This is a genomic window from Pseudomonas sp. SO81 (genome assembly GCF_030374125.1).
Taxonomy (GTDB): Bacteria; Pseudomonadota; Gammaproteobacteria; order Pseudomonadales; family Pseudomonadaceae; genus Aquipseudomonas.
The window spans coordinates 21162-41578 of record NZ_CP126126.1 but is presented as its reverse complement, the minus strand read 5'-3'; the positions used below and the strand labels follow the sequence as shown (position 1 = coordinate 41578).

Below are 20417 nucleotides of genomic sequence, written 5' to 3'. Positions count from 1 at the left end.
GTGGACATCCCCAGCCGCAGTGTGAAGCCGGTGCAGGGCGCCCTGCTCCTGGCACTTTCCGCCCTGCTGTTCTCGCTGATGGGCGTGGGCATCCGCGAGGTGTCGAGCGGGGTCAACAACGAGTCGGTGGTGTTCTTCCGCAACCTGGTCGGCGTGCTGTTCTTTCTGCCACTGGTGCTGCTCAAGGGCACCGGCCCGCTGAAGACCGGGCGCATCAGGTCGCACCTGTGGCGCACCACTTACGGCCTGGCGGCGATGTACTGCTTCTTCTACGCCATCGCCCACCTGCCGTTGGCCGACGCCATGCTGTTCACCTACTCGGCGCCGGTGTTCACACCCGTACTCGCCTGGTGGCTGCTCAAGGAACCGCTGACCAAACGCATGCTGCTGACTACCGCCATCGGCCTGGTCGGCGTGCTGCTGGTGGCCAAGCCCAGCGAGGCCCTACTCGACACCCAGGCCCTGGTCGGCCTGGCCGCCAGCATCCTGGCCGCCTTCGCCTTCGTCTCCATCCGCGAGATGAGCGACACCGAGCCGGCCTTCCGCATCGTCTTCTACTTCTCCCTGTTCAGCGCGCTGATTTCCGCCGTACCGCTGACCTGGGCCTGGCAGCCGCTGGACCAGCACCAGCTCGGCCTGCTGCTGGTGATCGGCCTGCTCGCCACCGTCAGCCAGATCGTCATGTCCAAGGCCTATGGCCTGGCGCCGCCCGGCCTGATCGGCCCCTTCGCCTACCTGGCCATCGTCTTCGCCGGCATCGTCGCCTGGCTGCGCTGGGGCGAGATGCCGGACCTCACTTCGCTGATCGGCGCGGCGTTGATCTTCAGCGCCAGCCTGCTGTCCATCGCTCGCCGACCCGCCGTCCGCTAACCGGACGGACCAGTCCAGGCGACTTCATGTATGATGTGCGCCCTTTTCGTTGACCGACCTGTCCGAGAACGCCCCCATGCAGCTCTCCTCGCTCACCGCGGTTTCCCCCGTCGATGGCCGCTACGCCGGCAAAACCAGCGCCCTGCGCCCGATCTTCAGCGAATACGGCCTGATCCGTTTCCGCGTGATGGTCGAGGTCCGCTGGCTGCAGCGCCTGGCCGCCCATGAAGGCGTCGCCGAAGTCGCGCCCTTCTCTGCCGAAGCCAACGCCCTGCTCAACGAGCTGGCCGAGAACTTCGCCGTCGAACACGCCGAGCGCGTGAAAGAGATCGAGCGCACCACCAACCACGACGTCAAAGCTGTGGAATACCTGCTCAAGGAGCAGGCCGCCAAGCTGCCGGAACTGGCCGCCGTGAGCGAATTCATCCACTTCGCCTGCACCAGCGAGGACATCAACAACCTGTCCCACGCCCTGATGCTGCGCGAAGGCCGCGACAGCGTTCTGCTGCCGCTGATGAAGCAGATCGCCGCCGCCATCCGCGAGCTGGCAGTCAAATTCGCCGGCGTGCCGATGCTGTCGCGCACCCACGGCCAGCCGGCCTCGCCGACCACCCTCGGCAAGGAACTAGCCAACGTCGTCTATCGCCTGGAGCGCCAGATCGCTCAGGTAGCCGCCGTGCCGCTGCTGGGCAAGATCAACGGCGCCGTGGGCAACTACAACGCCCACCTGTCCGCCTACCCGCAGATCGACTGGGAGGCCAACGCCAAGCAGTTCATCGAAGGCGACCTGGGCCTGCAGTTCAACCCCTACACCACCCAGATCGAGCCGCACGACTACATCGCCGAGCTGTTCGACGCCATCGCCCGCTTCAACACCATCCTTATCGACTTCGATCGCGACGTGTGGGGCTACATCTCCCTCGGCTACTTCAAGCAGAAGACCGTGGCCGGCGAGATCGGCTCCTCGACCATGCCGCACAAGGTCAACCCGATCGACTTCGAAAACTCCGAAGGCAACCTGGGCATCGCCAACGCGATCTTCCAGCACCTGGCCAGCAAGCTGCCGATCTCCCGCTGGCAGCGCGACCTGACCGACTCAACCGTGCTGCGCAACCTGGGCGTCGGTTTCGCCCACAGCGTCATCGCCTACGAAGCCAGCCTCAAGGGCATCGGCAAGCTGGAGCTGAACGAGCAACGCATCGCCGCCGACCTGGACGCCTGCTGGGAAGTCCTCGCCGAGCCGATCCAGACCGTGATGCGCCGCTACGCCATCGAGAACCCCTACGAGAAGCTCAAGGAGCTGACCCGCGGCAAGGGCATCAGCCCGGAGGCCCTGCTGTCCTTTATCGATGGCCTGGACATGCCGGCCGCCGCCAAGGAGGAGCTCAAGCAGCTCACCCCGGCGAGCTACATCGGCAACGCCATCGCGCAGGCCAAGCGCGTCTGAGCGGCACCAGCCTTATCGACGCCCGGCTGAGCCGGGCGTTTTTATTTTAGCCATTTCATTTCTTTCAAAGGCTTAGCCATGAATCCTGATACTCCTCTGCAGCTGCTGGGCGGCCTCACTCCTCGCGAGTTCCTGCGTGACTACTGGCAACAGAAGCCCCTGCTGATCCGTCAGGCCATCCCCGGTTTCGAAAGCCCGATCACCGGTGACGAGCTGGCCGGTCTGGCCCTGGAAGAGGAAGTCGAGTCGCGCCTGGTGCTGGAACACGGCGCGCACCCTTGGGAGCTGCGCCGCGGCCCGTTCGCCGAGGACGCCTTCAGCCAGTTGCCGGAGCGCGACTGGACCCTGCTGGTACAGGCCGTTGACCAGTTCGTGCCGGAAGTGGCCGAGGTGCTCAAGGACTTCGGCTTCCTGCCCAGCTGGCGTATCGATGACCTGATGATCAGCTTCGCCGCGCCCGGCGGCAGCGTCGGCCCGCACTTCGATAACTACGACGTGTTCCTGCTGCAGGCCGAAGGCCAGCGCCGCTGGAAGATCGGCCAGATGTGCGACGCCGACAGCAAGCTGCTGCAGCACGCCGACCTGCGCATCCTGGCCGACTTCGAGCAGACCGACGAATGGGTGCTGGAGCCCGGCGACATGCTCTACCTGCCGCCGCGCCTGGCCCACTACGGCATCGCCGAAGACGACTGCATGACCTACTCGGTCGGCTTCCGCGCACCGAGCGCCGCCGAAGTGCTGACCCACTTCACCGACTTCCTCGCCCAGTTCCTGCCGGACGAGGAGCGCTACAGCGACGCCGGCATGGCGCCGGTCAGCGACCCGCACCAGATCCAGCAGGAAGCCCTCGACCGCCTGAAGAAGCTGCTGACCGAACACATGAGCGACGAGCGCCTGCTGCTCACCTGGTTCGGCCAGTTCATGACCGAGCCGCGCTACCCCGAGCTGGTCGCAGGCCCGGAGATCGAGGAAGAAGACTTCCTCGCCGCCCTCGAAGACGGCGCCGTGCTGGTGCGCAATCCCAGCGCGCGCCTGGCCTGGAGCGAGGTGGACGTCGGCCTGGTGCTGTTCGCCAGCGGCCAGAGCCGCCTGCTGCCGGCGCACCTCAAGGAGCTGCTGCGCCTGGTGTGCGCCGCCGAGGCGCTGCACAGCGACAACCTGGCGCCTTGGTTGGCCGACGACGACGGGCGTACACTGGTAAAAGAACTGGTCCAGCAAGGAAGTTTGGAGTTTGCTGATGAGTGAGATCCACGTCCGCCTCGCCCACTGGCAGAAGGACAACGCCGATCTGCGGCGCATTCGCGAAGCGGTGTTCGTCGCGGAACAGGCCGTGCCGGCAGAACTCGAATGGGATGACGAGGACATCGAGGCCGTGCACTTCCTCGCCTGCGAGGGTGACTATCCGATCGGCACCGCCCGCCTGCTGGCGGACGGCCAGATCGGCCGGGTTTCGGTGCTCAAGGACTGGCGTGGCCTGAAGGTTGGCGATGCACTGATGCGCGCCGCCATCGAGGCCGCCGAGGCGCGCGGCCAGTACGAGCAGAAGCTCAGCGCCCAGGTCCATGCCACCGCATTCTACGAACGCCTGGGCTTCCAGGTGGAAGGCGGCGAGTACCTCGAGGCCGGCATCCCCCACGTACTGATGGTGCGCCACAGCGACTAGGACAGAGCTCATGCACGAAGAAGACGCCCCGCTCGACGCGAACGAACCGGACCTGCCGGCCATCGATTTCCAGTCGCCGGGGCGTTTTGCCGTGCACAACCCGGACAGTCTCCCGACGGTGACCGCCGAGCCGCGTGAGCCGGCGCCCTACCAGCTCGGCCAGGATGCCAACCTGCAGCGTTTCAGCCGCCCGGAACAGGCCCAGTCTCACGCCCTGGCCTTGCTGCAGCAGGCTCGCCATAGCCTGTGCATCTACAGCCCGGACCTGGAGTCCTGGCTCTACAGCCACAGCAGCGTGCAGGAGGCCTGCACGCGGTTCCTCCTGGCCAGCCCGAAGAACCGCCTGCGCATCCTGGTGCGCGACGCCGGCAAACCGGTCAAGCAGGGCCATCGCCTGCTCAACCTGGCCCAGCGCATCACCAGCAACCTGCATATTCGCAAGATCAATCCGGACCATCCCAGCGACGAAAGCGCCTACCTGCTGGCCGACGACCGCGGCCTGCTGCTGCGCGAGCTGCCGGAGCAATATGCCGGCTATGCCCTGTACAACGATCCCGGCCGCGTGCGCCAGCGTCAGGCGCAGTTCGACCAGGCCTGGGACATCAGCGTTCTCGACCCCGACCTGCGGAGTTTCCTGCTATGACCCTGCGCGCCTGCCTGCTCGCCCTGTCGCTTGGCCTCAGCCTGCCCCTGCAGGCCGCCACCGAGCTGATCCAGCTCAACTACCGCGCCGCCGAGGACGTACTGCCGGTGGTGCAGTCGGCGCTCGATGGCCAGGGCAAGGTCAGCACCTACGGCAACCAGCTGGTGATCAACGCCCCGGCGGAGAAGATCCAGGAGGTGCGCGACCTGCTGCAGCAACTGGATACCGCGCCGCGCCGTCTGCTGATCAGCGTCGACACCAACGAGAGCAGCTTTCAGGACCGCGACGGTTATCGCGTCGATGGCAGTGTCAGCGCCGGCGACGCCGAAGTGATAGCCGGGCGCGGCGAGGTGCACGGCCGCGACCAGGTACGCGTGATTCGCCGCTCCACCGACAGCCGCAGCGGCGGCACTCAGCAGGTCCAGGCCACCGAAGGCTATCCGGCGTTGATTCAGGTCGGCCAGAGCGTGCCGCTGACCAACACCAGCGTCGGCCCCTACGGCCAGGTCTACCAGAACACCGAGTACCGTAATGTCACCCAGGGCTTCTACGTCACCGCCAGCCTCACCGGCGACGTAGTGCACGTCAGTATCAGCAGCAACAACGACCGGGTGAATCGCTACCAGCCCGGCGTGATCGACGTGCAGAGCACCGATACCCAGGTCAGCGGTCGCCTCGGCGAGTGGATTCCCCTGGGTGGCGTCAGCCAGTCGAGCCAGGGCGACGACTCGGGCTTCCTGCGTCAGCAGTCCACCCGCGGCGCCAACGACATGAGCATGCGCATCAAGGTCGAAACCCTCGACTGAGGACGGCTCCAATATGTAGTTGCTCAAAAAAAGCACTACAAAGCGATTGACGAACGCCCGTTTGAAAGCGCATCATTGCCCCGCTCCCGCTAGCCAGGGGCTCTGTTGCAGAGCCTCCAGATCGATCCCGTAACACCATTCGGGTCGGTCCGTGTTCTAACAGCCCACAAGGCGTTTCGACGAGGTTGCGACTGGAACGTAAGTTGTCCTGAGGGACGGGGAAGCCTTAGCGTTATTAGCCAGATCGTTTGATCAGACCCGCATTGCCCAACGGTTTCCACGAGCCGACAAGCCGCGAATCTGCTCCTTCGACCTGTCTCGTTTCGTCCTCTCCTCCTCTCCGCAACACTCTCGTCCCCGTCAATATCTCGAAGTACGTCCTGTGTCGCCCGCAACACTGCAAGCTTTGTTTGCACGTTGGTTTTGGGTGGGAAGTCGGTGCTCAACCAAACTCATACTTTGAAGGATTGACCATGTCAGCTTATCAAAACGACATCAAAGCCGTTGCCGCTCTGAAAGAAGCCGCAGGCAGCAGCTGGAGCGCGATCAACCCCGAATCCGTCGCTCGCATGCGCGCTCAGAACCGCTTCAAGACCGGTCTGGAAATCGCCCAGTACACCGCTGACATCATGCGCAAAGACATGGCCGAGTACGACGCCGACTCGTCCAAGTACACCCAGTCCCTGGGCTGCTGGCATGGCTTCATCGGTCAGCAGAAGCTGATCGCCATCAAGAAGCACCTGAAGACCACCAACAAGCGCTACCTGTACCTGTCCGGCTGGATGGTTGCTGCTCTGCGTTCCGACTTCGGCCCGCTGCCGGATCAGTCGATGCACGAGAAAACCGCCGTCTCCGACCTGATCGAAGAGCTGTACACCTTCCTGCGCCAGGCTGACAGCCGCGAACTGGACCTGCTGTTCACCGCTCTGGACGCCGCTCGCGCCGCCGGCGACAACGCCAAAGCCGCTGAGATCCAGAACCAGATCGACAACTACGAAACCCACATCGTCCCGATCATCGCCGACATCGACGCTGGCTTCGGTAACCCGGAAGCCACCTACCTGCTGGCCAAGCGCATGATCGAAGCCGGCGCCTGCTGCATCCAGATCGAGAACCAGGTTTCCGACGAGAAGCAGTGCGGCCACCAGGACGGTAAAGTGACCGTTCCGCACGCCGACTTCCTCGCCAAGATCGCTGCCGTTCGTTACGCCTTCCTCGAACTGGGCATCGACAATGGTGTGATCGTTGCTCGTACCGACTCCCTGGGTGCCGGCCTGACCAAGCAGATCGCCGTGACCAAAGAGCCGGGCGACCTGGGCGACCAGTACAACTCCTTCCTGGATTGCGAAGAAGTTGCCGCCTCCGACCTGGGCAACGGCGACGTCGTGATCAACCGCGGTGGCAAGCTGCTGCGTCCGAAGCGCCTGCCGTCCAACCTGTTCCAGTTCCGCGCTGGCACCGGCGAAGACCGCTGCGTCCTGGACTGCATCACCAGCCTGCAGAACGGCGCCGACCTGCTGTGGATCGAAACCGAGAAGCCGCACGTTGGCCAGATCAAGGGCATGGTTGACCGCATCCGTGAAGTCATCCCGAACGCCAAGCTGGTCTACAACAACAGCCCGTCCTTCAACTGGACCCTGAACTTCCGTCAGCAGGTATTCGATGCGTTCGCTGCCGAAGGCAAGGACGTCTCCGCCTACGACCGCGCCAAGCTGATGAGCGTCGAGTACGACGAGACCGAACTGGCCCAGGTTGCCGACGAGAAGATCCGTACCTTCCAGCGTGACGGTTCCGCCCACGCCGGCATCTTCCACCACCTGATCACCCTGCCGACCTACCACACCGCCGCTCTGTCGACCGACAACCTGGCCAAAGGCTACTTCGCCGACCAGGGCATGCTGGCCTACGTGAAGGGCGTTCAGCGTCAGGAACTGCGCCAGGGTATCGCCTGCGTCAAGCACCAGAACATGGCTGGCTCCGACATCGGCGACAACCACAAGGAGTACTTCGCTGGCGAAGCTGCTCTGAAGGCCAGCGGTAAAGACAACACCATGAACCAGTTCCACTAATAGGAACCGGCTCTGCGGCCCAACCGCAGGTGTTATCAGACGAAGCCCCGGCAGCAATGCCGGGGCTTCGTCGTTTTCGCCCTTGCCATGAGTCAGCACTCTGGCGTACCAAGACCGCATCCCCATCAATGGAAGCGGCCATGCGCAACCTTCTGGCAACCTGCCTGCTCGCCCTCTGCAGCAGCGGCGCAGCCGCCGACGATCTGCAGCACCTGCTCCCCGCCGCCATCGCCAGCGGCGTCCTCGAACAACTGCAGGATGATCGGCACCAGCACTTCGCCGTGATCGACTACGCCCGCCACTCCAGCCAGCCGCGCTTCCTGCTGTTCGAACGCAACAGCCTGCGCCTGGTAGACAGCTATCGGGTGGCCCACGGGCGCGGCTCCGATCCCGACCACGACGGCTATGCCGACTCCTTTTCCGATGCCGAGGGCAGCCACGCCAGCTCGCTCGGTGTATTCCGCACCAGCACCGTGTATGTCAGCGAAGAGCCCGGCCATGGGCTATCCATGCGCCTGCTGGGCCTGAGCGACAACAACGCCAACGCCGAGCGACGCGCCATCGTGCTGCACGCTCGCGATTATGTGGAGGAGAATTTCGTCCGGCGCCACGGCGTGGCCGGTCGCAGCCACGGCTGCCTGGTGCTGGCCGAAGCCGATCGCGACCAGGCCGTCGCCGCATTGCGCGGCGGCGCATTGATCTTCGCCGTGGACAGCAGGCGTAGCTCGCCGAGCTATATCAGCCAGCGAAAATAGAAGTTCTGCCGGCAAAATAACAACGCTGCGCTCCACTCACGCATCAATTAAGCCCGCAGATGTAAACAATTCCCGACAGACTCTTTCGAAAAAGCGTCATCCGAATAACGAAATACCATAAGACCAAAGCCGTAGAGCCTCGCGCAGGCCCCGCCACACGGGGCGTGACGCCGATAGACGAACAAACAGAACGGAACGGCCGTTCATTTTTTTATTCGGAAAAATTTACTTAACGCGCCATGCGCGCATAAAATTGCCGCCACTACTCTGCAGGGCAGCCACCATCAGGTTGCTCTACCATTATTAAAAAGCCGCCCCTTTACCCAAGGAGCCCCGGCATGCCTGATGCGGTAACGACCATGTCCCATAACTGGGCTTTTGCTGTATTCCTGCTCGGAGTCTTCGGACTCATCGCCTTCATGCTCGGCCTGTCCAGCCTGCTCGGTAGCAAGGCCTGGGGGCGCAGCAAGAACGATCCGTTCGAGTCGGGCATGCTGCCGGTCGGCAGTGCGCGCCTGCGCCTATCAGCGAAGTTCTATCTGGTCGCGATGCTCTTCGTGATCTTCGACGTTGAAGCCCTCTTTCTCTTCGCTTGGGCTGTCTCGGTACGCGAAAGCGGCTGGGCCGGCCTGATCGAGGCTACAGTTTTCATAGCAATTCTGTTGGCTGGTCTTGTCTACCTTTGGCGTATCGGCGCGCTCGACTGGGCGCCCGAGGGCCGTCGTAATCGGCAGGCGAAGCTAAAACAATGAGGCTTTGGCGATGCAATACAAACTTACTCGGATCGATCCGGACGCTCCCAACGAGCAGTACCCGATCGGCGAGCGGGAGACCGTAGCCGATCCACTGCTGGAGGATGAAGTCCACAAGAACATCTTCATGGGCAAGCTCGAGGATGTTCTCAACGGTGCGGTGAACTGGGGTCGCAAGAACTCCCTGTGGCCGTACAACTTCGGTCTGTCCTGCTGCTACGTGGAAATGACCACGGCCTTCACCGCGCCCCACGATATCGCCCGCTTCGGTGCGGAAGTGATTCGTGCGTCCCCGCGCCAGGCCGACTTCATGGTCATCGCCGGCACCTGCTTCATCAAGATGGCCCCGGTCATCCAGCGCCTCTATGAGCAGATGCTGGAACCCAAGTGGGTGATCTCCATGGGCGCCTGCGCGAACTCCGGCGGCATGTACGACATCTACTCGGTCGTTCAGGGTGTCGACAAGTTCCTCCCGGTGGACGTCTACATTCCTGGCTGCCCGCCCCGCCCCGAGGCATTCCTGCAAGGTCTGATGCTGCTGCAGGAATCCATCGGTCAGGAGCGTCGTCCGCTGTCCTGGGTCGTCGGCGACCAAGGCATCTACCGTGCCGAAATGCCTTCGCAAAAGGAGCAGCGCCGCGAACAGCGCATCGCTGTGACCAACCTGCGCAGCCCCGACGAAGTGTGAGCCGGCTCTTTCGCCTGCTCACTGACGCCGTACACCGCCGATAGCGACCGAGACCATGACTGCAGACAGCATTCTGTCCGTTCCACCCTACAAGGCCGATGACCAGGATGTGGTCATCGAGCTGAATTCCCGTTTTGGTGCCGAGACCTTCACCGTCCAGAGCACCCGTACCGGCATGCCGGTGTTGTGGGTCGCCCGTGATCGACTGATCAACGTGCTGACCTTCCTGCGCAACCTGCCGCGCCCCTACGTCATGCTGTACGACCTGCATGGCATCGACGAGCGCCTGCGCACCCAGCGCCGCGGCCTGCCGGGCGCCGACTTCACCGTGTTCTACCACCTGATGTCGGTCGAGCGTAACAGCGACATCATGATCAAGGTCGCCCTCAAAGAGGGCGACCTCAACGTCCCCACCGTCACCGGTATCTGGCCCAACGCCAACTGGTACGAGCGTGAGGTCTGGGACCTGTACGGCATCACCTTCCAGGGCCACCCGCACCTGAGCCGCATCATGATGCCGTCGACTTGGGAAGGTCACCCGTTGCGCAAGGATTACCCGGCGCGTGCCACCGAGTTCGATCCGTTCAGCCTGACCCTGGCCAAGCAGCAGCTGGAAGAAGAAGCCGCGCGCTTCAAGCCGGAAGACTGGGGCATGAAGCGCCACGGCGAGCACGAGGACTACATGTTCCTCAACCTCGGCCCGAACCACCCGTCCGCCCACGGTGCGTTCCGCATCATCCTGCAGCTGGACGGTGAAGAGATCATCGACTGCGTCCCGGACATCGGCTACCACCACCGTGGTGCCGAGAAGATGGCCGAGCGCCAGTCCTGGCACAGCTTCATCCCCTACACCGATCGTATCGACTACCTCGGCGGGGTGATGAACAACCTGCCCTACGTGCTGTCGGTCGAGAAGCTGGCCGGGATCAAGGTGCCGGACCGCGTCGACTTCATCCGCGTGATGCTGGCCGAGTTCTTCCGCATCACCAGCCACCTGCTGTTCCTGGGTACCTATATTCAGGACGTCGGCGCCATGACCCCGGTGTTCTTCACCTTCACCGACCGCCAGCGCGCCTACAAAGTGATCGAGGCCATCACCGGCTTCCGCCTGCACCCGGCCTGGTACCGCATCGGTGGCGTCGCCCACGACCTGCCGCGCGGCTGGGACAAGCTGGTCAAGGAGTTCGTCGACTGGCTGCCCAAGCGCCTCGACGAGTACACCAAGGCCGCACTGAAGAACAGTATCCTGATCGGCCGTACCAAGGGCGTGGCCCAGTACAACACCAAGGAAGCGCTGGAATGGGGCGTCACCGGCGCCGGCCTGCGCTCCACCGGCCTGGACTTCGACCTGCGCAAGGCGCGCCCGTACTCCGGCTACGAGAACTTCGAGTTCGAAGTGCCGCTGGCCCACAACGGCGACGCCTACGACCGCTGCATGGTCCGCGTCGAGGAGATGCGCCAGAGCATCCGCATCATCGACCAGTGCCTGCGCAACATGCCGGAAGGCCCGTACAAGGCGGATCACCCGCTGACCACGCCGCCGCCGAAAGAACGCACCCTGCAGCACATCGAGACCCTGATCACCCACTTCCTGCAAGTCTCGTGGGGCCCGGTCATGCCGGCCAACGAAAGCTTCCAGATGATCGAGGCGACCAAGGGCATCAACAGCTATTACCTGACGAGCGACGGCAGCACCATGAGCTACCGCACGCGCATCCGGACGCCCAGCTTCCCGCACCTGCAGCAGATCCCCTCGGTGATCCGCGGCAGCATGATCGCGGACCTGATCGCCTACCTGGGTAGCATCGACTTCGTTATGGCCGACGTGGACCGTTAATCACATGAGCCAAACTGACCTGATTCAAACCGACCGCTTCGAACTCAGCCAGGCCGAGTACGACGCCATCGAGCACGAAATGCACCACTACGAGGACCCGCGCGCGGCGTCCATCGAAGCCCTGAAGATCGTGCAGAAGCAGCGTGGCTGGGTGCCGGACGGCGCCATCTACGCCATCGCCGACATCCTCGGCATCCCTGCCAGCGACGTCGAGGGCGTGGCCACCTTCTACAGCCAGATCTTCCGCGTGCCAGTCGGCCGCCACGTGATCCGCGTGTGCGACAGCATGACCTGCTTCATCGGCGGCCACGAGAACCTGCTCGGCAGCCTCAAGGACAAGCTCGGCATCGTCCCCGGCCAGACCACCGCCGACGGCCGCTTCACCCTGCTGCCGGTGTGCTGCCTGGGTAACTGCGACAAGGCCCCGGCCGTGATGATCGACGACGACACCTACGGCAACCTCGATGCCAACGGCATCGCCCAGCTGCTGGAGTCCTACGCATGAGTGCCAAGACCCTCACCTCCATCGGCCCGATCAACAGCATCGCCCGCAGCGAAGAGACCCATCCGCTGACCTGGCGCCTGCGTGACGACGCCCAGCCGGTCTGGCTGGAGGAATACCAGGCGAAGAACGGCTACGCTGCCGCGCGCAAGGCCCTGAGCGAAATGGCTCAGGCCGACATCGTGCAGACGGTCAAGGACTCCGGCCTCAAGGGCCGCGGCGGCGCGGGCTTCCCCACCGGAGTGAAGTGGGGCCTGATGCCGGCCGACGAATCCATGAACATCCGCTACCTGCTGTGCAACGCGGACGAAATGGAGCCGAACACCTGGAAGGACCGCATGCTCATGGAGCAGCTGCCGCACCTGCTGGTGGAAGGCATGCTGATCTCCGCACGCGCGCTCAAGGCCTACCGCGGCTATATCTTCCTGCGCGGCGAGTACGTCGACGCGGCAGCCAACCTGAACCGCGCCATCGATGAAGCCAAGGCCGCCGGCCTGCTGGGCAAGAACATCCTCGGCAGCGGCTTCGACTTCGAGCTGTTCGTCCACACCGGTGCCGGTCGCTATATCTGCGGTGAAGAAACCGCGCTGATCAACTCCCTGGAAGGTCGCCGCGCCAACCCGCGCTCCAAGCCGCCCTTCCCCGCCGCCGTTGGCGTGTGGGGCAAGCCGACCTGCGTGAACAACGTCGAGACCCTATGCAACGTGCCGGCGATCGTCGCCAACGGCGTGGACTGGTACAAGACCCTGGCCCGCCCCGGCAGCGAAGACATGGGCACCAAGCTGATGGGTTTCTCCGGCAAGGTGAAGAACCCCGGCCTGTGGGAGCTGCCGTTCGGCATCCCGGCCCGCGAACTGTTCGAGGACTACGCCGGCGGCATGCGTGACGGCTACAAGCTGAAATGCTGGCAGCCCGGCGGCGCCGGCACCGGCTTCCTGCTGCCCGAGCACCTGGACGCAGCCATGTTCGCCGGCGGCATCGCCAAGGTCGGCACCCGTATGGGCACCGGCCTGGCCCTGGCCGTGGACGACTCGGTCAACATGGTCTCGCTGCTGCGCAACATGGAAGAGTTCTTCGCCCGCGAGTCCTGCGGTTGGTGCACCCCGTGCCGCGACGGCCTGCCGTGGAGCGTGAAGATCCTCCGTGCCCTGGAAAATAGGCAAGGCACCCAGCAGGACATCGACACCCTGCTCGGCCTGGTCAACTTCCTCGGCCCCGGCAAGACCTTCTGCGCCCATGCACCGGGCGCCGTCGAACCGCTGGGTAGTGCGATCAAGTATTTCCGTCCGGAGTTCGAGGCTGGCGTATCCAGTTCGGCCATTCCGGCACCGGCCGCCGCGCAGTTCGCGCCGGCCTGAAGCATTGGCCTCGCGGCCAAGGCCGCGAAGCAACCGTGATTCCATTAGCCAAGCCCGCTTCGGCGGGTAAAGAAGAAACCTGAACCATGGCCACTATCCACGTAGACGGCAAAGATTTCGAAGTCGATGGGGCGGACAACCTGCTGCAGGCCTGTCTGTCTCTCGGGCTCGACATCCCCTACTTCTGCTGGCACCCGGCGCTCGGTAGCGTCGGCGCCTGCCGCCAATGCGCGGTGAAGCAGTACACCGATGAAAACGACAAGCGCGGCCGCATCGTCATGTCCTGCATGACGCCGGCGACCGACAACACCTGGATCAGCATCGACGACGAAGAGTCCAAGGCGTTCCGCGCCAGCGTCGTCGAGTGGCTGATGACCAACCACCCGCACGACTGCCCGGTCTGCGAGGAAGGCGGTCACTGCCACCTGCAGGACATGACGGTGATGACCGGCCACAACCAGCGCCGGTATCGCTTCACCAAGCGCACCCACCAGAACCAGCAGCTCGGCCCGTTCATTTCCCACGAGATGAACCGCTGCATCGCCTGCTACCGCTGCGTGCGCTACTACAAGGACTACGCCGGCGGCACCGACCTGGGCGTCTACGGCGCCCACGACAACGTGTACTTCGGCCGCGTCGAAGACGGCGTGCTGGAGAGCGAGTTCTCCGGCAACCTCACCGAGGTCTGCCCGACTGGTGTGTTCACCGACAAGACCCACTCCGAGCGCTATAACCGCAAGTGGGACATGCAGTTCGCCCCGAGCATCTGCCATGGCTGCTCCAGCGGCTGCAACATCAGCCCCGGTGAGCGCTACGGCGAAATCCGCCGCATCGAGAACCGCTTCAACGGCTCGGTGAACCACTACTTCCTGTGTGACCGCGGCCGCTTCGGCTACGGCTACACCAACCGTGAAGATCGCCCGCGCCAGCCGCTGTTCGGCGAGGCCAAACTGGGCATCGACGCTGCGCTGGACAAGGCCGCCGAGCTGCTCAAGGGCAAGCGCGTGATCGGCATCGGTTCGCCGCGTGCCAGCCTGGAAGGCAACTACGCCCTGCGCGAGCTGGTCGGCGAAGCCAACTTCTACAGCGGTATCGGCGCCGTCGAGCTGGAAAACATCCGCCTGATCCGCGACGTGCTGCAGAACGGCCCGCTGCCGGTGCCCTCGCTGCGCGAGATCGAAGACCACGACGCCGTGTTCGTCCTAGGTGAAGACCTGACCCAGACCGCCGCGCGCGTCGCCCTGGCCCTGCGCCAGTCGGTCAAGGGCAAGGCCACCGAAATCGCCGCCTCGATGAAGATTCAGGACTGGCACATGGCCGCCGTACAGAACGTTGCCCAGGACGCCCTGAACCCGCTGTTCATCGCCAGCGTCGACGCCACCCGCCTCGACGACGTGGCCGAAGCCTGCGTACACGCTGCCCCGGCCGACCTGGCCCGCATCGGCTTCGCCGTGGCCCACGCCATCGACCCGAGCGCCCCGGCCGTCACCGGCCTGGACGCCGAGGCCGCCGAACTGGTGCAGCTGATCGCCGAAGCCCTGCTGGCCGGCAAGCGTCCGCTGATCGTTTCCGGCGCCTCGCTGGGCGAGAAGAGCATCATCGAGGCCGCGGCGAATATCGCCCAGGCCCTGAAAAACCGCGAGAAGAACGCCTCCATCAGCCTGGTGGTACCGGAAGCCAACAGCATGGGCCTGGCCCTGTTCGGCGGCGACTCGGTAGACGCCGCGCTGGAAGCTCTGGCCGCAGGCAACGCCGACGCCGTGATCGTGCTGGAAAACGACCTGTACCGCCGCGCCGACGCTGCCAAGGTCGATGCCGCGCTGGCCGCCGCCAAGGCGGTGATCGTCGCCGACCACCAGCAAACCGCCACTACCGCCAAGGCCAACCTGGTGCTGTCCGCCGCCAGCTTCGCCGAAGGCGACGGCACCCTGGTCAGCCAGGAAGGCCGCGCCCAGCGCTTCTTCCAGGTGTTCGAGCCGAGCTACTACGACAGCAACATCCTGGTCCGCGAAGGCTGGCGCTGGATGCACGCGCTGCACAGCACCCTGCAGGGCAAGGCCGTGGACTGGACCCAACTGGACCAGGTCACCGCCGCCGTCGCCGCCAGCAGCTCCGTACTGGCCGCGATCACGGACGCCGCGCCGAGCGCCTCGTTCCGTATCAAGGGCCTCAAGCTGGCACGTGAGCCGCTGCGTTACAGCGGCCGTACCGCCATGCGCGCCAACATCAGCGTGCACGAGCCGCGCCAGCCGCAGGACCAAGACTCCGCCTTCGCCTTCTCCATGGAAGGCTACTCGGGCAGCAAGGAAGACCGTCAGCAGATTCCGTTCGCCTGGTCGCCGGGCTGGAACTCGCCGCAGGCCTGGAACAAGTTTCAGGACGAAGTCGGTGGCCATCTGCGCGCCGGTGATCCGGGCGTGCGCCTGATCGAGTCGCAGGGCAAGACCCTGGCCTGGTTCGCCGTGCCGGGCGCCTTCGCCCCGGCCCAAGGCACCTGGCAGGTCGTGCCAATGCACCACCTGTTCGGCAGCGAGGAGAATTCGTCGCGCGCTGCACCGGTGCAGGAGCGCATCCAGCCCGCCTACGTCGCCCTGGCCAAGGCCGAGGCCGACCGCCTGGGCGTCAACGACGGCGCGCTGATCAGCCTGACCGTCGCCGGCCAGGCCCTGCGCCTGCCGGTGAAAGTCAGTGAAGACCTGGCCCTGGGCCTGGTCGGCCTGCCGGCCGGCTTCGCCGGCATCCCGGCGGCCATCGCCGGCGCCACCGCTACCGGACTGCAGGAGGCCGCGCAATGAGCTGGCTGACGCCCGAACTGCTCGACGTCTTCATCGCGGTGCTCAAGGCCATCGTCATCCTGCTGGTGGTGGTGGTCTGTGGTGCGCTGCTGAGCTTCGTCGAACGTCGCCTGCTGGGCTGGTGGCAGGACCGCTACGGTCCCAACCGCGTCGGCCCGTTCGGCATGTTCCAGATCGCTGCGGACATGCTGAAGATGTTCTTCAAGGAGGACTGGACGCCGCCGTTCGCCGACAAGTTCATCTTCATGCTGGCGCCGATGATCGCCTTCGCCGCCATGCTGATGGCCTTCGCCATCATCCCGGTCACCCCGACCTGGGGTGTGGCGGACCTGAACATCGGCATCCTGTTCTTCTTCGCCATGGCCGGTCTGTCGGTCTACGCCGTGCTGTTCGCCGGCTGGTCGAGCAACAACAAGTTCGCCCTGCTCGGCAGCCTGCGGGCCTCGGCTCAGACCATCTCTTACGAGGTGTTCCTGGCCCTGGCACTGATGGGCGTGGTGGCGCAGGTCGGCTCGTTCAACATGCGCGACATCGTCGACTACCAGGCCGAAAACCTGTGGTTCATCATTCCGCAGTTCTTCGGCTTCTGTACCTTCTTCATCGCCGGCGTCGCCGTGACTCACCGTCACCCGTTCGACCAACCGGAAGCGGAGCAGGAGCTGGCCGACGGTTACCACATCGAATATGCCGGCATGAAATGGGGCATGTTCTTCGTCGGCGAGTACATCGGCATAGTGACCATCTCGGCCCTGCTGGTGACCCTGTTCTTCGGCGGCTGGCACGGCCCGTTCGGCATCCTGCCGCAGATCCCCTTCATCTGGTTCGCCCTGAAGACCTGCTTCTTCATCATGATCTTCATCCTGCTGCGCGCGTCGATTCCGCGTCCGCGGTATGACCAGGTCATGGCGTTCAGCTGGAAGTTCTGCCTGCCGCTGACTCTGATCAACCTGCTGGTGACCGGCGCGCTCGTGCTGGCCTCGGCCCAGTAAGGAGAAACACGCAATGCTCAAGTACATATGGGATGTGGTGCACGGCACCTGGACCCAGCTGCGCAGCCTGGTGATGGTCTTCGGCCATGGCTTCCGCAAGCGTGACACCCTGCAATACCCGGAAGAACCGGTTTACCTGCCACCGCGTTACCGTGGCCGCATCGTCCTGACCCGCGATCCCGACGGTGAGGAGCGCTGCGTAGCGTGCAACCTGTGCGCCGTGGCCTGCCCGGTGGGCTGCATCTCGCTGCAGAAGGCCGAGACCGACGACGGTCGCTGGTACCCGGAGTTCTTCCGCATCAACTTCTCGCGCTGCATCTTCTGCGGCCTGTGCGAGGAGGCCTGCCCGACCACCGCCATCCAGCTCACCCCGGACTTCGAGATGGGCGAGTACAAGCGCCAGGATCTGGTGTACGAGAAGGAAGACCTGCTGATCAGCGGCCCCGGCAAGAACCCGGACTACAACTTCTACCGCGTCGCCGGCATGGCCATCGCCGGCAAGCCGAAAGGCGCCGCGCAGAACGAGGCCGAACCGATCAACGTCAAAGGCCTGCTGCCCTAAGGAGGGGATGATGGAATTTGCTTTCTACCTCGCCGCGGGCGTTGCCGTGGCTTCTACTGTGATGGTCATCACCGGGACCAACCCGGTGCATGCCCTGCTCAACCTGATCGTCTCGCTGCTGGCTGTGGCCTCGACCTTCTTCGCTCTGGGTGCGCCGTTCGCCGGCGCCCTGGAGATCATCGTCTACGCCGGCGCCATCATGGTGCTGTTCGTCTTCGTGGTGATGATGCTCAACCTCGGCCCGGCTGCCGCCGAGCAGGAGAAACAATGGCTGAAACCCGGCATCTGGACCGGTCCCGCCATTCTCTCCCTGCTGCTGCTGGGCCAGCTGCTGTACGCCCTGTTCGCCAGCCCGAGCGGCGGCGCCATCGGTCTCGAGACCGTGGACGCCAAGGCCGTTGGCATCAGCCTGTTCGGCCCCTACCTGCTGGTAGTCGAGCTGGCCTCCATGCTGCTGCTCGCCGCCCTGGTCGCCGCCTACCACCTGGGCCGCCACGAAGCCAAGGAGCCGACCGTATGAATGCCGTTCCTCTGGAACACGGCCTGGCGCTGGCCGCCGTGTTGTTCAGCCTGGGCCTGATCGGCCTGATGGTGCGCCGTAACATCCTCTTCGTGCTGATGAGCCTGGAAGTGATGATGAACGCCACCGCCCTCGCCTTCGTCGTCGCCGGCAGCCGCTGGGTACAAGCCGACGGCCAGGTGATGTTCATTCTGGTGATCACCCTGGCAGCCGCCGAGGCCAGTATCGGCCTGGCGATCCTGCTGCAGCTGTATCGCCGCTTCAACACCCTCGATGTCGACGCTGCCAGCGAGATGCGCGGATGAACCTTCTATTCCTCACCCTCCTCTTCCCGCTGCTCGGCTGGTTCCTGCTGGCCTTCTCCCGCGGACGACTCACGGAAAACACCGCTGCCGTGATCGGCGTCGGCTCGGTCGGCCTGGCCGCGCTGAGCGCCGCCTGGGTGGTGTTCCAGTTCCTCGGTGCCGAGCCTGCCAACGGCGTGTACACCCAGACGCTGTGGCAGTGGATGAACGTCGCCGGCCTGGCGCCGAGCTTCACCCTGCACCTGGACGGCCTGTCGGCCACCATGCTCGGCGTGGTCACCGGTGTCGGTTTCCTGATCCACCTGTTCGCCAGCTGGTACATGCGCGGTGAAGAGGGCTACTCGCGCTTCTTCGCCTACACCAACCTGTTCATCTTCAGCATGTTGCTACTGGTTCTCGGCGACAACCTGCTGGTGCTGTTCTTCGGCTGGGAAGGCGTGGGCCTGTGCTCGTACCTGCTGATCGGCTTCTACTACAAGCACGTCCCCAACGGTAACGCGGCGCTCAAGGCATTCATCGTTACCCGTATCGGCGATGTGTTCCTGATGATCGGTCTGTTCATCCTGTTCCTGAACCTCGGCACCTTGAATATCCAGGAGCTGATGGTGCTGGCACCGCAGAAGTACGTGGCCGGTGATACCTGGCTGTGGGTCGCCACCCTGATGCTGCTCGGCGGCGCCGTGGGCAAATCCGCCCAGCTGCCGCTGCAGACCTGGCTGGCCGACGCGATGGCGGGCCCGACTCCGGTCTCGGCACTGATCCACGCGGCCACCATGGTGACCGCGGGCGTGTACCTGATCGCCCGTACCCACGGCCTGTTCCTGCTGACCCCGGAGATTCTCGAACTGGTCGGCATCGTCGGCGCCGTGACCCTGGTGCTGGCCGGCTTCGCCGCCCTGGTACAGACCGACATCAAGCGCATCCTCGCCTACTCGACCATGAGCCAGATCGGCTACATGTTCCTCGCCCTCGGCGTGCAGGCCTGGGACGCGGCGATCTTCCACCTGATGACCCACGCCTTCTTCAAGGCCCTGCTGTTCCTCGCCTCCGGTGCGGTGATCCACGCCTGCCACCACGAGCAGAACATCTTCAAGATGGGCGGTCTGTGGAAGAAGCTGCCGCTGGCCTACGCCAGCTTCATCGTCGGCGGCGCGGCCCTGGCGGCGCTGCCGCTGGTTACCGCGGGCTTCTACTCGAAGGACGAGATTCTCTGGGAGGCCTTCGCCAGCGGTCACAGCGAGCTGCTGTACGCAGGTCTGGCCGGTGCCTTCCTGACCTCGATCTACACCTTCCGCCTGATCTTCATCGCCTTCCACGGCGAGCAGAAGACCGAGGCCCATGCCGGTCACGGCATCGCCCACAACCTGCCGCTGGCCACCCTGATCGTGCTGTCGACCTTCGTCGGCGCGCTGATCACCCCGCCGCTGCACGGTGTGCTGCCGCAGAGCATCGGCCATGCCGGTGGTGAGGCCAAGCACGGCCTGGAGATCGCCTCGGGCGCCATCGCCCTGGCGGGTATCCTCCTCGCCGCTCTGCTGTTCCTCGGCCAGCGCCGCTTCGCCAGCGCCGTTGCCGCCAGCGCGCCGGGCCGCTTCCTGTCGGCCTGGTGGTTCGCCGCCTGGGGCTTCGACTGGCTCTACGACAAGGTCTTCGTGCAGCCCTACCTGCTGATCTGCCGCCTGCTCGGCCGTGACCCGATCGACCAGAGCATCGGCCTGGTGCCGCGTCTGGCCCGTGGTGGCAACGGTCTGCTGGCCCGTGCCCAGACCGGTCAGGTGCGCTGGTACGCCACTTCGATTGCCGGGGGTGCCGTGCTGGTACTCGCCGTCCTCATTTTTCTGAGTTAAGGAAAACAG

General features: G+C 64.6%; 19 protein-coding genes. All 19 read left to right on the top strand.

Annotation, left to right across the window (positions count from 1 at the left end; all coding sequences use genetic code 11):
- The gene (locus tag OH686_RS00190; protein ID WP_289535585.1) at window positions 1-870 is read left to right on the top strand and encodes a DMT family transporter; all 870 of its coding nucleotides are present in this window, start codon (window positions 1-3) and stop codon (window positions 868-870) included.
- A gap of 76 nt (window positions 871-946) precedes the next feature.
- Complete coding sequence (gene purB, locus OH686_RS00185) at window positions 947-2317, top strand: adenylosuccinate lyase (protein WP_289535583.1); 1371 nt, start codon at window positions 947-949, stop codon at window positions 2315-2317.
- Window positions 2318-2395: 78 nt separating this feature from the next.
- A complete protein-coding gene (locus OH686_RS00180) occupies window positions 2396-3562 on the top strand; it encodes a ribosomal protein uL16 3-hydroxylase (RefSeq protein ID WP_289535582.1) in 1167 nt (388 codons plus the stop codon).
- Window positions 3555-3980: a GNAT family N-acetyltransferase gene (locus tag OH686_RS00175; protein WP_289535581.1), complete on the top strand. Its 426-nt coding sequence runs from the start codon at window positions 3555-3557 to the stop codon at window positions 3978-3980. Before OH686_RS00180 ends, OH686_RS00175 begins: the two co-directional genes overlap by 8 nt.
- Before the next feature lie 10 nt (window positions 3981-3990).
- Window positions 3991-4623: a DUF7931 domain-containing protein gene (locus tag OH686_RS00170; protein ID WP_289535579.1), complete on the top strand. Its 633-nt coding sequence runs from the start codon at window positions 3991-3993 to the stop codon at window positions 4621-4623.
- Window positions 4620-5429 carry a secretin N-terminal domain-containing protein gene (locus tag OH686_RS00165; protein ID WP_289535577.1) on the top strand — a complete coding sequence of 270 codons (810 nt, stop codon included), beginning with the start codon at window positions 4620-4622 and terminating at the stop codon, window positions 5427-5429. The genes OH686_RS00170 and OH686_RS00165 overlap by 4 nt, the downstream gene beginning before the upstream one ends.
- Before the next feature lie 473 nt (window positions 5430-5902).
- Window positions 5903-7498, top strand: coding sequence for an isocitrate lyase (locus tag OH686_RS00160; RefSeq protein ID WP_289535576.1), 1596 nt, complete (start codon window positions 5903-5905; stop codon window positions 7496-7498).
- A gap of 140 nt (window positions 7499-7638) precedes the next feature.
- Window positions 7639-8253 (top strand): murein L,D-transpeptidase catalytic domain-containing protein, encoded by a 615-nt coding sequence (locus tag OH686_RS00155; protein WP_289535575.1) that lies wholly within the window; start codon window positions 7639-7641, stop codon window positions 8251-8253.
- Window positions 8254-8591: 338 nt separating this feature from the next.
- Window positions 8592-9005 carry an NADH-quinone oxidoreductase subunit A gene (locus OH686_RS00150; protein WP_021700254.1) on the top strand — a complete coding sequence of 138 codons (414 nt, stop codon included), beginning with the start codon at window positions 8592-8594 and terminating at the stop codon, window positions 9003-9005.
- Window positions 9006-9015: 10 nt separating this feature from the next.
- The gene (locus OH686_RS00145) at window positions 9016-9693 is read left to right on the top strand and encodes a NuoB/complex I 20 kDa subunit family protein (protein ID WP_137973365.1); all 678 of its coding nucleotides are present in this window, start codon (window positions 9016-9018) and stop codon (window positions 9691-9693) included.
- A gap of 55 nt (window positions 9694-9748) precedes the next feature.
- On the top strand, window positions 9749-11530 hold the full coding sequence (gene nuoC, locus OH686_RS00140) for an NADH-quinone oxidoreductase subunit C/D (protein ID WP_289535574.1): 1782 nt from the start codon (window positions 9749-9751) through the stop codon (window positions 11528-11530).
- A gap of 4 nt (window positions 11531-11534) precedes the next feature.
- The gene (nuoE, locus tag OH686_RS00135; RefSeq protein WP_043311295.1) at window positions 11535-12035 is read left to right on the top strand and encodes an NADH-quinone oxidoreductase subunit NuoE; all 501 of its coding nucleotides are present in this window, start codon (window positions 11535-11537) and stop codon (window positions 12033-12035) included.
- The gene (nuoF, locus tag OH686_RS00130; protein WP_289535573.1) at window positions 12032-13390 is read left to right on the top strand and encodes an NADH-quinone oxidoreductase subunit NuoF; all 1359 of its coding nucleotides are present in this window, start codon (window positions 12032-12034) and stop codon (window positions 13388-13390) included. The genes nuoE and nuoF overlap by 4 nt, the downstream gene beginning before the upstream one ends.
- An 86-nt stretch (window positions 13391-13476) precedes the next feature.
- Window positions 13477-16185, top strand: a complete 2709-nt coding sequence (gene nuoG, locus OH686_RS00125) for an NADH-quinone oxidoreductase subunit NuoG (RefSeq protein ID WP_289535572.1) — start codon at window positions 13477-13479, stop codon at window positions 16183-16185.
- A complete protein-coding gene (gene nuoH / locus OH686_RS00120) occupies window positions 16182-17174 on the top strand; it encodes an NADH-quinone oxidoreductase subunit NuoH (protein WP_137973369.1) in 993 nt (330 codons plus the stop codon). Before nuoG ends, nuoH begins: the two co-directional genes overlap by 4 nt.
- 13 nt (window positions 17175-17187) lie before the next feature.
- Window positions 17188-17736 (top strand): NADH-quinone oxidoreductase subunit NuoI, encoded by a 549-nt coding sequence (gene nuoI / locus OH686_RS00115; RefSeq protein ID WP_043311290.1) that lies wholly within the window; start codon window positions 17188-17190, stop codon window positions 17734-17736.
- A gap of 10 nt (window positions 17737-17746) precedes the next feature.
- Window positions 17747-18256 (top strand): NADH-quinone oxidoreductase subunit J, encoded by a 510-nt coding sequence (gene nuoJ, locus OH686_RS00110; protein ID WP_289535570.1) that lies wholly within the window; start codon window positions 17747-17749, stop codon window positions 18254-18256.
- Window positions 18253-18561, top strand: coding sequence for an NADH-quinone oxidoreductase subunit NuoK (gene nuoK, locus OH686_RS00105; protein WP_043311287.1), 309 nt, complete (start codon window positions 18253-18255; stop codon window positions 18559-18561). The genes nuoJ and nuoK overlap by 4 nt, the downstream gene beginning before the upstream one ends.
- Complete coding sequence (nuoL, locus tag OH686_RS00100) at window positions 18558-20408, top strand: NADH-quinone oxidoreductase subunit L (RefSeq protein WP_289535567.1); 1851 nt, start codon at window positions 18558-18560, stop codon at window positions 20406-20408. Before nuoK ends, nuoL begins: the two co-directional genes overlap by 4 nt.
- Window positions 20409-20417: the final 9 nt, after the last annotated feature.

What these genes read in the sequence shown, in the direction of transcription:
- purB (WP_289535583.1), top strand. Translation starts at nt 947, where the DNA reads ATGCAGCTCTCCTCGCTCACCGCGGTTTCCCCCGTCGATGGCCGCTAC.
- OH686_RS00180 (WP_289535582.1), top strand. Translation starts at nt 2,396, where the DNA reads ATGAATCCTGATACTCCTCTGCAGCTGCTGGGCGGCCTCACTCCTCGC.
- OH686_RS00175 (WP_289535581.1), top strand. Translation starts at nt 3,555, where the DNA reads ATGAGTGAGATCCACGTCCGCCTCGCCCACTGGCAGAAGGACAACGCC.
- OH686_RS00170 (WP_289535579.1), top strand. Translation starts at nt 3,991, where the DNA reads ATGCACGAAGAAGACGCCCCGCTCGACGCGAACGAACCGGACCTGCCG.
- OH686_RS00165 (WP_289535577.1), top strand. Translation starts at nt 4,620, where the DNA reads ATGACCCTGCGCGCCTGCCTGCTCGCCCTGTCGCTTGGCCTCAGCCTG.
- OH686_RS00160 (WP_289535576.1), top strand. Translation starts at nt 5,903, where the DNA reads ATGTCAGCTTATCAAAACGACATCAAAGCCGTTGCCGCTCTGAAAGAA.
- OH686_RS00155 (WP_289535575.1), top strand. Translation starts at nt 7,639, where the DNA reads ATGCGCAACCTTCTGGCAACCTGCCTGCTCGCCCTCTGCAGCAGCGGC.
- OH686_RS00150 (WP_021700254.1), top strand. Translation starts at nt 8,592, where the DNA reads ATGCCTGATGCGGTAACGACCATGTCCCATAACTGGGCTTTTGCTGTA.
- OH686_RS00145 (WP_137973365.1), top strand. Translation starts at nt 9,016, where the DNA reads ATGCAATACAAACTTACTCGGATCGATCCGGACGCTCCCAACGAGCAG.
- nuoC (WP_289535574.1), top strand. Translation starts at nt 9,749, where the DNA reads ATGACTGCAGACAGCATTCTGTCCGTTCCACCCTACAAGGCCGATGAC.
- nuoE (WP_043311295.1), top strand. Translation starts at nt 11,535, where the DNA reads ATGAGCCAAACTGACCTGATTCAAACCGACCGCTTCGAACTCAGCCAG.
- nuoF (WP_289535573.1), top strand. Translation starts at nt 12,032, where the DNA reads ATGAGTGCCAAGACCCTCACCTCCATCGGCCCGATCAACAGCATCGCC.
- nuoG (WP_289535572.1), top strand. Translation starts at nt 13,477, where the DNA reads ATGGCCACTATCCACGTAGACGGCAAAGATTTCGAAGTCGATGGGGCG.
- nuoH (WP_137973369.1), top strand. Translation starts at nt 16,182, where the DNA reads ATGAGCTGGCTGACGCCCGAACTGCTCGACGTCTTCATCGCGGTGCTC.
- nuoI (WP_043311290.1), top strand. Translation starts at nt 17,188, where the DNA reads ATGCTCAAGTACATATGGGATGTGGTGCACGGCACCTGGACCCAGCTG.
- nuoJ (WP_289535570.1), top strand. Translation starts at nt 17,747, where the DNA reads ATGGAATTTGCTTTCTACCTCGCCGCGGGCGTTGCCGTGGCTTCTACT.
- nuoK (WP_043311287.1), top strand. Translation starts at nt 18,253, where the DNA reads ATGAATGCCGTTCCTCTGGAACACGGCCTGGCGCTGGCCGCCGTGTTG.
- nuoL (WP_289535567.1), top strand. Translation starts at nt 18,558, where the DNA reads ATGAACCTTCTATTCCTCACCCTCCTCTTCCCGCTGCTCGGCTGGTTC.